The sequence below is a fragment of the Bacteroidota bacterium genome (genome assembly GCA_021300195.1).
Taxonomy (GTDB): Bacteria; Bacteroidota; Bacteroidia; order J057; family JAJTIE01; genus JAJTIE01.
Genome location: JAJTIE010000065.1, coordinates 1 through 10,544 on the forward strand (window position 1 = coordinate 1; position 10,544 = coordinate 10,544).

The window sequence follows — 10,544 nt, forward strand, 5'->3', positions numbered from 1 at the left end:
CGGCCGCCCAGGATGTAGCCGCCATCGGTGGTCTGCTGCAGGGCGTTGAGCTCATCGCTACGACTTCCGCCCAAGGTTCGGTCCCATTGCTTGTTTCCGGCGGCATCCAGCTTCACTACCCAGTAGTCTAATTCGCCTCGGCTGTTTTGGCTCTTCTCAAAGCCCGCATCGGACGCAGACCGGCCGCCCAGGATGTAGCCGCCATCGGTGGTCTGCTGCAGGGCGTTGAGCTCATCGCTACGACTTCCGCCCAAGGTTCGGTCCCATTGCTTGTTTCCGGCGGCATCCAGCTTCACTGCCCAGTAGTCTAATTCGCCTCGGCTGTTTTGGCTCTTCTCAAAGCCCGCATCGGACGCAGACCGGCCGCCCAAGATGTAGCCGCCATCGGTGGTCTGCTGCAGGGAGGTCAAAAAATCCAAATTGCTGCCGCCCAGGGTTCGGTCCCATTGCACGGTAGGCTGGGCGTGGGCAGCCAGGGCGGCGAGCAGCAGGGCAAGGATGGCAAGCTGGGGGGTAGTATTCATGGGGGTGGGTAGAATCGACGTATGTCTACCAAAAGTAGAAGAATCAGACCCTGTAATCAATATAGATAGTCAGATTCATTTTAAATTCATGATAACGGTTTTTTCCAGTTTTGCATAGGCCGCTCCGGCTTCTTACTAAGTGGTTGTGGATGAGCACTCTATGGCCATCTGTTTAGACGGTCCGGGTCAGCGCCTGGCTGGCACAGAGAGGGCCAGCAGGCCCAGGTAGGTAAGCAGGCCGTTGATGAGCAGCAGCTCGAAGCCAAAGCTGTAGCCCCACCAGGTGGGGGCCTGTAGCTGTAGGCCCAGGCACAGCAGGGGGCACAGCAGGCACAGCAGGGGCACCCAGTTATCGCGCACGCGGCGCCGGCTTAGCAGGCCAAAGGCGAAGAGACCCAGCAGCGGCCCATAGGTATAGCCAGCCAGGCGCAGGGCCAGGTCTATGGCGCTGAAGCCACCGCCATCCAGCAGCCCGAAGCCCAGGATGCAGAGCAGGAACACCCCCGCCCACAGCAGGTGCACCCGGTGGCGGATAGCCCGGCCCCGCGCCTCGGGCAGGCGCTCGGTGCGCAGCACGTCCACACAGGTGCTGGTGGTTAGGGCTGTCAGGGTGCCATCGGCACTGTTGTAGGCAGCGGCTACCAGCCCCACCACTACGGCTATGCCCGCCAGCGGGCCTAGCTGCTGCAGGGCCAGCAGGGGGAAAAAGTGATCCGTAGCTGCTGGGGCTCGCCAGCCTATCTGGGCAGCATAGGTGTAGAGCAGCACGCCCAGGCCAAGGAAAAGCAGGTTGGCCAGCAGGATGAGCAGGCTGTACAGGTACACATTGCGCTGGGCCTGCCCCAGGCGGGGGATGCTCAGGTTTTTCTGCATCATGTCTTGGTCCAGGCCAGTCATTACCAGGGTGATGAAGATGCCCGATACAAAGTGCTTCCAGAAATAGTTGGGGGCAGTAGCATCCCACACCCAGATGCGCGCCAGGGGGCTGTGCAGCAGGCTGTGCCAGGCCGCCGGGCTACCCAGCTGCCCAAAGAGTAGGGCAAACACCAGGCTAGCTGCACCCAGCATCACCAGGGTTTGCAGTACATCGGTATAGAGCACGGTGCTGAGGCCACCCCGATAGGTGTACGAGAGGATAAAGCCCATGGTAAGCGTAGCGGTAAGCCAGAAAGGGATACCCAGCTGCGCAAAGAGCACTGCCTGCAGGACGCTGACAGCCAGGAAGAGCCGAACGGCTGAGCCCAGGCTGCGGCTGAGCAGAAAGTAAGCCGCCCCCACCAGGTAGCTATGTCTGCCATAGCGCAGGCCCAGGTAGCCGTAGATGGAGGTAAGCTGCAGGCGGTAGTAGAGCGGCAGCAGCACCTGGGCAATGAGCACATAGCCCACCATGTAGCCCAGTACCAGCTGGAAGTATTCCATCCCGTCGAGGCCCACCTTTCCGGGTACGGAGATGAAGGTGAGGCCACTAAGGCTACTGCCCACCATGCCGATGGCTACCAGCAGCCAGGGGGCCTTTCGTCCGGCCAGGAAGTACTGGCGCTGGGTATCCTGCTTACGGCGCTGGCTGAGCCAGCCCAGCAGGCTGATGAGGCCGAAATAGACGGCTAGCGATACAAAAATGGCAAAGGTGGAGATCACCCCCAAATATAACCGCCCTTGGCACTCCGTGGGAGTAGGCCACTGGCTGCCATGCCCTGTGCTCGCTTCTTCGGCTGATGGGCCTTACACCGAAGCCACCTTTTTTGCGTAGCGCTTGCGCTCGTTCTCGTCCAGGTACTGCTTGCGGATGCGGATGGTGGTGGGGGTTATCTCCACCAGCTCATCGCCCTCTATAAACTCCAGGCTCTGCTCCAGGCTGAGGCGCAGGGGTGGCTCCAGCAGGATGGCATCGTCTGAGCCGGATGCCCGTACGTTGGTTAGCTGCTTGGCCTTCTGCAGGTTCACCACCAGCTCTTCCGATCGGGGCGTTACGCCCACTACCTGTCCGCCATACACATCCTGGTTGGCCTCGATGATGAAGCGGCCACGGTCTTGCAGCTTGAAGATGGAGTAGGGGATGGCCGGGCCGGTGCCCTGGCTCACGATCACGCCACCGGGCCTGCCGGGTATCGGCCCCTTGTAGGGCTGGTACTCCATAAAGCGGTGGGCCATTACAGCCTCTCCGGCGGTGGCTGTCAGCACATCGCTGCGCAGGCCTATTATGCCCCGGCTGGGTATGTGGAACTCCAGGTGCTGTAGCTCACCCTTGGGCTGCATTACCACCAGTTCGCCCTTGCGCTGCGTGGCTAGCTCTATCACCTTGCCAGCGCTTTCCTCGGGCACGTCTACCACCAGGCTCTCTATCGGCTCGTTCCGCTGGCCGTTTATCTCCTTATACAGTACCTGGGGCTGGCCTACCTGTAGCTCGTAGCCTTCGCGGCGCATGGTCTCGATGAGTACGGCCAGGTGGAGCACCCCACGCCCGTATACCAGGAAGCTATCTGCACTCTCGGTGTCTTGCACACGCAGGGCCAGGTTTTTCTCGGTTTCCTTGTACAGGCGGTCTCGCAGGTGGCGGCTGGTTACCAGCTTGCCCTCTTTGCCGAAAAACGGACTGTTGTTTACCGTAAAGCGCATGCTCAGGGTGGGCTCTTCTATGCTGATTTGGGGTAGCGCCTCGGGCTGAGCGGCATCGGCCACCGTGTCGCCTATGTCAAAGCCTTCCAGGCCTACCAGTGCCACGATATCGCCACTCTCAGCCTGCTCTACCTTGATGCGGCCCAGGCCCGAGAAGGTTTGCACTTCTTTGATGCGACCTTTTAGCTGGGTGCCATCACGCTTCATCAGCACCACGGCCTGGCCCTCGCGTGCCTCGCCCCGGAATATGCGGCCAATGGCAATGCGGCCCACATAGCTGCTATAGTCCAGGCTGGTAACCTGCATCTGCAGGGGGCCTTCCTGTTTGGGTGCTTCGGGCACCTTTTCCAGGATCAGGTCCAGCAGCGGCACTATGCTGTCGGTAGGCTTATTCCAGTCGGGGCCAAACCACCCATGCTTACCCGAGCCAAACAGCACGGGGAAGTCCAGCTGCCGCTCATTGGCATCCAGGTTTACCAGTAGGTCGAATACGGCATCTACCGCCTCATCGGGCCTACAGTTGGGCTTATCCACTTTGTTCACCACCAGTATGGGGTTCAGGCCCAGCTCCACGGCCTTTTGGGTTACAAAGCGGGTTTGGGGCATGGGGCCTTCAAATGCATCCACCAGTAGCACACAGCCATCGGCCATGCGCAGTACGCGCTCCACTTCTCCGCCAAAGTCGGCGTGGCCGGGCGTATCCAGAATGTTAATTTTTACGCCCTTATACTCGATAGAGAGGTTCTTGGCGGTGATGGTGATCCCTCGCTCGCGCTCCAGGTCTCCCGAGTCCATAATTAGCTCGCCTACCTCTTGATTATCCCGGAAGAGGTTGCCGGCATGTACCATCTTGTCTACCAGGGTGGTTTTGCCATGGTCGACGTGGGCGATGATGGCGATGTTTCGGATTGATGTGGCCATATTTTTATGCTTCAGGCTGCAAAGTTCGGCTTTTTTCGGCGGAATTGGCAGTGCCTGCGTGGCATAAATGTGATAAACCTGTGTGTGGCCTATGCATGCTGTATCCGGTGTACCCAGGCACGGGCCTCGCGCATGGAGGAGAAGTAGCGCCACTCCACCCCTTTTGTCAGCCGCCCGTAGTAGTTTACACTCAGCTGGCCTATCTCGGCCCGCGGCACAATGAAGGCCTCGTAGCGCAGGCCCGCCTCATACAGCTGGGGGGTGTTTTCCTCCGCCGCGTAGCTCAGGTCTTCGGGTGCCAGCGCATGCAGCAGGCGGGTGTCGTATATGCCATTCAGCGCCTCAAACATCGGCCTATACTGCATGTACAGCAGCAAGTACACCTGTAGATAGCGCCGAAACGCCGCGCTAGAGATGCCCTTCCCTTCCTTAAAAATCATCTCCAGGCTGGGCGTAGGACGATGTAGCTGGATGGTTATTAGCTCATCATCTGCCAGTATCTCTACCTCTCTCAGGTTTGCCTTCGGTACCTCTTGCATGGGTAAATCTAAATATGCCTATGAAAAATACAGGATATTTTTGTTTAGTCAATAAATGATGTTAAAAAAATACGTGTCATTTATTGGCGGTGCTTTCCGGGTGCCGGCGCTGTTGGCAGCAGGTTCCCGCCAGTCCGCCGCATGGGTGCCCGCTCATCCCAATTTTTGCTTCATCTTGCCTGTAGCCAGGTATCTTTACGCATATGCAGAAAACCATCCGGCGTAGCCAGCTGTACTGGGCCTGCCAGCTGGGTGGGTGGGGTGCCTACACCCTTACCCTACTGGTGGTGAACATGGCCAGCACCCGGGGCCTAAGCCTGCAGCGTGCGCGAGACCTCTTGCCCTTTGTGGTGCTGCCAGTACTGGGGGTGCTCAGCACGCATTGTTTCAGGTGGCTTATCCGCAGGCAGGGCTGGCTCCGGCGTTCGCTGCCTTTTCAGATTTCGTGCATCCTGGTGTCCAGCCTTATCCTGAGCCTGCTCATCAATCTGGGGCTTGTCATCATCGCCTACCTGCTCTATGGCTACGAGCCGGAAGAATACACAGCCCTCAAGCTGTTCAGCAACTTTTTCAACCTGGCGGCCCTCTGCCTCATCTGGTCGCTCATCTACTTTGCCCTCCACTATTTTGCCCACTACAAGCAGGCCGAGATAGCGCGCCTGAAAAAGGAAGCCGACCTGCGCGCCATGGAGCTGCACACCCTGCGTAGCCAGATCAATCCGCACTTCATCTTCAACGCACTGAATTCCATCCGTGCCCTGGTGGCAGAGCGCCCCCCCCTGGCACAAGAGAGCCTGACGCGGCTGAGCAAGCTGCTACGCAACAGCCTGTACAGCAACCAGCAGGAGCGCATCCCCCTGAGCGAGGAGCTAGCAGCGGTGGCCGACTACCTGGCGCTGGAGGGGATACGCTATGAAGAAAAACTAAGCTGGCACTGCACCCTGGCCGACGAGCTGCATGCCTGGCCTGTGCCGGTGCTCAGCATCCTTACCCTCGTAGAGAATGCCATAAAGCACGGCGTAGCCCGGCAGCTGGCCGGGGGCTATGTGCGCATACAGGCCACCCTGGAGGCAGATACCGACCGGCTGTGCGTAGAGGTGCGAAACAGTGGCCCCCTGCACCCGGCCGGCCCCGGTGCGGGCCTGGGCCTGCAGAACATTCGAGACCGGCTGCGTATCCTGTACGACAGCCACGCCAGCTTTTCTCTGACCCAAGCCACAAACCCGGAAACCGGGCAGGCAGAGGTGCTAGCCCGCCTGCTGCTGCCCCGCCAGCGCGTACTATCGCTGCTGGAGGGGGCGGCCAGGCCGGGGGCTGATCCGGCAGATAACCTGCCTATGATTTGATACCGCTAACCCCAAACACATGAAATGGACAGCTGTAATAGTAGACGATGAGCGCCTGGCCCGGCAAGAACTGAAGCGCCTGCTGGCGGAGCAGCCGATACCGGTGCAGGTGCTGGGCGAGGCCGCCCATGCCGAAGAAGCCCTGCAAGTGCTGCGAGAGAGCGAGCCCGACATCCTGTTCCTTGACGTACAAATGCCAGGCAAGTCGGGTTTTGAGCTGCTAAAAGAGCTGGAGCCCATGCCCCCCTACCTGATTTTTACCACGGCCTATGATGCACATGCCCTGCGGGCCTTCGAGGTAAATGCGCTGGACTACCTGCTGAAGCCGATAGCGCCAGACCAGCTGGCCAGGGCCCTGCAGCGCCTGGGCAAAACGGCAGACGAAGAGGCCCCCGACGGCCTGCCCGAGAAGCAACTGCGCGAAGACGACCAGGTGTTTCTGAAAGACGGAGACCGCTGCTGGTTTGTAAAACTAAAAGACATCCGCCTGTTTGAGAGCGTAGGAAACTACAGCAAGGTCTTCTTTGAAGACCAGCACCCGCTGATCCTGCGCTCGCTGAATGCGCTGGAGAAGCGGCTGGATGCGCACCTGTTTTTTCGCGCCAACCGCAAGCAGCTGGTAAACCTGCAGCACATACACAAGGTAGAGCCCTGGTTTAGCGGGGGCCTGCTCCTCACCCTGTCAGACAATAGCCAGATAGAGGTAAGCCGCCGCCAGAGTGGCAAGATGAAGGAACGCCTGAGCCTGTAGGCCTGGCCGGTGCCGCCCCCCAGCCGGCAAGGCGGAGATATGGCTACATTGCGCTAATTTGCAAGATGATTGCCGCCTGGTCTCCCCAGCAGATAGCCCGGCTGCCGGGCATCCGGCTGCTACAGGGTCCCGGGCAGCTGCCCATCTGGCACTACGCCTACGACAGCCGGAAACTACCCGCCCGGCCTGGGCATACGCTCTTCCTGGCCCTAGCGGGCCCCAGCCGAGACGGCCATGCCTATGTACAGGCCGCCTATGCTGCAGGTGTGCGCATGTTCTGGCTTAGCCATCCGGTAGCCCTGCCGCCAGATGCCAGTGTGCTACAGTCGGCCAGTGTGCTACAGGGGCTGCAGCTGCTGGCGGCACACCACCGCGCCCAGTTTCGCATACCGGTCATCGGCATTACCGGCAGCAACGGAAAAACCATTGTGAAAGAATGGCTGGGTAGCCTGCTGGCTGGCTGGCAGCTGGCCAAAAGCCCCCGCAGCTACAACAGCCAGCTGGGTGTGGCCCTTAGCCTGCTGGCGCTGCGTCCGCATCATCAGCTGGCTATCATAGAGGCGGGCATCAGCCAGGCAGGCGAGATGCAGCGCTTGGCCGATATGATCCGGCCCAGCTGGGGTGTCTTTACCGGCCTGGGCGATGCGCACGACGAGGGCTTTGCCGATAGAACCGAGAAGCTGGCCGAGAAGCTGAAGCTGTTTGCCACCTGCGAGCGGGTATATGCCCCCGAGGCCTGGGCCGAGCAGATAGACCGCCCCCTGGTGCGCCTGGGCAGCAGCCCGGCGGCAGACGCACAGCTGCTGGCCGCCACACCGCAGGCCGAGGGCTGGGCGCTGGCGCTGCGCTACCGGCAGCAGCAGCATAGGCTATACCTGCCCGTATCGGCCCCCCACGCACCCCAGAACCTGCTGGCCGCCTGGGCCGTGGCCTATGACCTGGGTGTGGCACCCGGGCTGCTGCAGGAGCACGTGCGGCTGCTGCGGCCCGTACAGATGCGCATGGAGATGCTGACGGACAATCCGGAGCTAACCATCCTGAGTGATGCCTACAATGCCGATGCCAGCAGTGTGAGCCAGGCTTTCCAGTGGCTGGCGCAAGACCGCAGCCAGCCGGGCAAGCACCTGATCCTGACCGACCTGGAGCACCAGGGCCAGCAGCAGCGCGCCGTGCAGGCCCGCCTGCTGCAAGAGGCTCAGGCCCTGTTTGGCAGCGAAATCACCCTCATTGGCCCGGTCTTTCAGGCACTGGCACCGCCCCACATCCCGGCCTATGCCGAGGTAGATGCCCTGCTGGAACACTGGGACTACAGCCGCTACGTGGGCAAAACGGTGTTGCTCAAGGGTGCCCGCCTGTTCCGGCTTGAGCGCCTGATTCCCTACCTGAGCCAGCGCCCCAGCCAGACCGAGCTACAGATAAACCTGGGTGCCATAGCACACAACCTGCGCGTGCTGCGCCGGCAGCTGCCTGCTGGCACGGGCCTGCTGGCTATGGTAAAGGCCTCGGCCTATGGCAGCGGCAGCTGGGAGGTGGCCCACCTGCTGGAGGAGCAGGGCGTAGATGCCCTGGGCGTGGCCTACCTGCAGGAGGGTATCGCCCTGCGAAAAAAAGGGGTGCAGGCCCCTATTCTGGTATTCAATAGCCTGGATGCAGCGGCAGACCAGCTGCGGGCCTACCGCCTGGAGCCGGTGGTGGGCAGCCTGGCCGAGCTGGAGAAGCGCCTGCAGCAGCACCTGCCCCTCCACCTGGAGCTGGACACGGGCATGGGCCGTATGGGGCTGCTGCCAGCTGAGGTGCCCGCAGCCCTACAGCTGCTGGCTGCCACGCCTGGTGCCCTGCACTCGGTGTTTACCCACCTGGCAGCGGCAGAGGATCCGGCCCAGGATGCCCTTACCCACCGCCAGCTGGCTCAGTTTGAGGCCGAGCTGGCCCGCATCCGTGCGCTGGCCCCTGCCGTAAAGGCACATGTGCTGAATAGTGCGGGCCTGCTGCGCTTTGCCACCCATGCGCACGACTGGGTGCGCCTGGGCCTGGCCCTCTACGGCATCCCCCCCGCCGATGCCTGCCCCTGGCCCCTGCAGCAGGCCGCCAGCCTGTACACACACATCATACGCCTGGCTACCTACCCGGCAGGGCAGGGGCTTAGCTATGGCCACCGCTTCGTTACCCAGCGGCCCAGCCGCATAGCCACCCTGCCACTGGGCTATGCCGATGGCATACCGCGTGCCATGCAGGGGGCCATGGTAGAGGTGCTAGGTACGCGCTGCCCCATTGTGGGGGCCATCTGTATGGACCTAATGCTGGTAGACGTAACCGAGGTGCCTGCAGCCCAGGTGGGCAGCCCGGTGCTGATATTCGGGCCCAGCCTACCCCTTACCCAGCAGGCTGCCGCAGCAGGCACCATTGCCTATGAGCTGATAGCCGGCATAAGCCCCCGTGTGCGCCGGTGGTTTTACCGGGAATAGTTGTATCTTAGCTTATAACTAACTTGATGAACCATGCTGGACGAAGAAATGCTGGGCCAGCTAAGGATGCTGGCCGAGGATGACCCCGCCTTTATTCAGGAGATGCTCGCCGCATTTGCCGAGCAGATGCAGGCTGGGCTGCCCGAGCTGGGTGCCCTGGTGGCAGCTCGCCAGGCCGAGGCAGCCCGCCGAATGGCCCACGCCCTGAAAGGTGCCGCACTCAACATGGGGGCTCGTACCCTGGCACTACACTTTCGGAACATCGAAGAGCAGGCACCCGCTCCCGCAGACTGGCAGACCCTGGAGCCCCGCATTGGCCACGACTGTGAAGAGACCATCCGGCAGCTAAATGCCTACTTTGGCCTGCACTAGGCCTGCGGCTGTCATCTTATGAATAAAACTGTACTTTTGTTTTCATCCCTTTGGTCTAGCTCCACTTCTATGCGTCGTTTTATTCTAGCTCCGGTTTGTAGTGCATTCCTCAGCCTGCTGTGCCTGCACGGTGCAGCTGGGCAGAGCGGGGTAGGCTACACCAGTGTGTACCTCTCCGGCGGACTGAACGCCATAAACTTTACCGACCTGAATGACCGCCTGAAAGAGAACAACCTGCCCGAGGTAGGTAGCATGGCCTACGGCGGTTCATTCGGCGTTTACAGGGCCATAGACGGCAGGGTTATCGTAGGCCTGGAGGGAACCCTCTATGCGAGCCAAAATAGAGAAGACAGCCTAAGGAGCAACCTGCTGGGCGGCTACGGCCTGCTCCAGGTGGGCTATAGCCTGGTACACAAGCGGTGGCTGGAGTTCTTCCCCCTGGTGGGGGTGGGCTATGGCTCCATGCGGATAGGGGTGCGGGCCGACCTGCCCGAGGGTTCTTTTCCGGATAATGTGAGCGGCCCCGGCAACGTACGCGAGCTGACAAGCCGCGGACCCGTTATCCTGCTCGGTGCCGGTGTTCAGGCCCGCTTTGGCCAGCGAAACGGCTACTACCTGGGGGCACGCGCCGGCTATGTAAACATGGGAAACAGCGGCTGGCGCTACAGCGGCGGCCAGCTGACCGATGCCCCCACTGCCTCCAGCAGCAGCTTCTTTCTGAACCTAACGCTGGGCATGTTTCTGCACGACCTGTACTAGGATTGGGCCGGCCTGTATGGGCGCGTAACACCCCTGCCTGCCCCACAGGGCAGGTAGCTAGACGTAGGCTGGGGCAAAAATGCCTAGCTTTACGCACTCCTAAGATTAACACGAAAATGAATATACTGGTGCTGGGAAGCGGGGGGCGCGAGCATGCCCTGGCGTGGGCGTTGGCTCGTACGGAGCGGGTGTATATCGCCCCGGGCAATGCGGGTACGGAAGCTGTGGGGACAAACCTGGCCCTGGACCCC

At 61.1% G+C, this 10,544-nt stretch carries 10 protein-coding genes; 6 read left to right on the top strand and 4 right to left on the bottom strand.

The window, feature by feature from the left end; all coding sequences use genetic code 11:
- From LW884_11360 to LW884_11375, 4 genes are all read right to left on the bottom strand, one after another.
- Nucleotides 1-524 (bottom strand): T9SS C-terminal target domain-containing protein (locus LW884_11360; protein ID MCE3008927.1); only part of this gene is annotated, 524 nt, incomplete at its 3' end.
- 186 nt (nt 525-710) lie between these two features.
- The gene (locus tag LW884_11365; GenBank protein ID MCE3008928.1) at nt 711-2,162 is read right to left on the bottom strand and encodes a sodium:solute symporter; all 1,452 of its coding nucleotides are present in this window, start codon (nt 2,160-2,162) and stop codon (nt 711-713) included.
- A gap of 84 nt (nt 2,163-2,246) precedes the next feature.
- Nucleotides 2,247-4,061, bottom strand: a complete 1,815-nt coding sequence (gene typA / locus LW884_11370; GenBank protein ID MCE3008929.1) for a translational GTPase TypA — start codon at nt 4,059-4,061, stop codon at nt 2,247-2,249.
- A gap of 89 nt (nt 4,062-4,150) precedes the next feature.
- Nucleotides 4,151-4,600 carry a hypothetical protein gene (locus LW884_11375; protein ID MCE3008930.1) on the bottom strand — a complete coding sequence of 150 codons (450 nt, stop codon included), beginning with the start codon at nt 4,598-4,600 and terminating at the stop codon, nt 4,151-4,153.
- Nucleotides 4,601-4,803: 203 nt separating this feature from the next.
- On the opposite strand from LW884_11375, the gene LW884_11380 reads away from it, so the two are divergent.
- From LW884_11380 to LW884_11405, 6 genes are all read left to right on the top strand, one after another.
- Nucleotides 4,804-5,946: a histidine kinase gene (locus LW884_11380; protein MCE3008931.1), complete on the top strand. Its 1,143-nt coding sequence runs from the start codon at nt 4,804-4,806 to the stop codon at nt 5,944-5,946.
- 19 nt (nt 5,947-5,965) lie between these two features.
- Entirely contained in the window at nt 5,966-6,697 is a 732-nt protein-coding gene (locus LW884_11385) for a LytTR family DNA-binding domain-containing protein (GenBank protein ID MCE3008932.1), read from the top strand.
- A 65-nt stretch (nt 6,698-6,762) separates the two neighbouring features.
- Complete coding sequence (alr, locus tag LW884_11390; protein ID MCE3008933.1) at nt 6,763-9,162, top strand: alanine racemase; 2,400 nt, start codon at nt 6,763-6,765, stop codon at nt 9,160-9,162.
- A 33-nt stretch (nt 9,163-9,195) separates the two neighbouring features.
- A complete protein-coding gene (locus LW884_11395) occupies nt 9,196-9,534 on the top strand; it encodes an Hpt domain-containing protein (GenBank protein ID MCE3008934.1) in 339 nt (112 codons plus the stop codon).
- A gap of 69 nt (nt 9,535-9,603) precedes the next feature.
- Entirely contained in the window at nt 9,604-10,293 is a 690-nt protein-coding gene (locus LW884_11400) for a hypothetical protein (GenBank protein MCE3008935.1), read from the top strand.
- Between the two features lie 116 nt (nt 10,294-10,409).
- Nucleotides 10,410-10,544: phosphoribosylamine--glycine ligase (locus tag LW884_11405; GenBank protein MCE3008936.1), on the top strand; the 135-nt coding region annotated here is incomplete at its 3' end.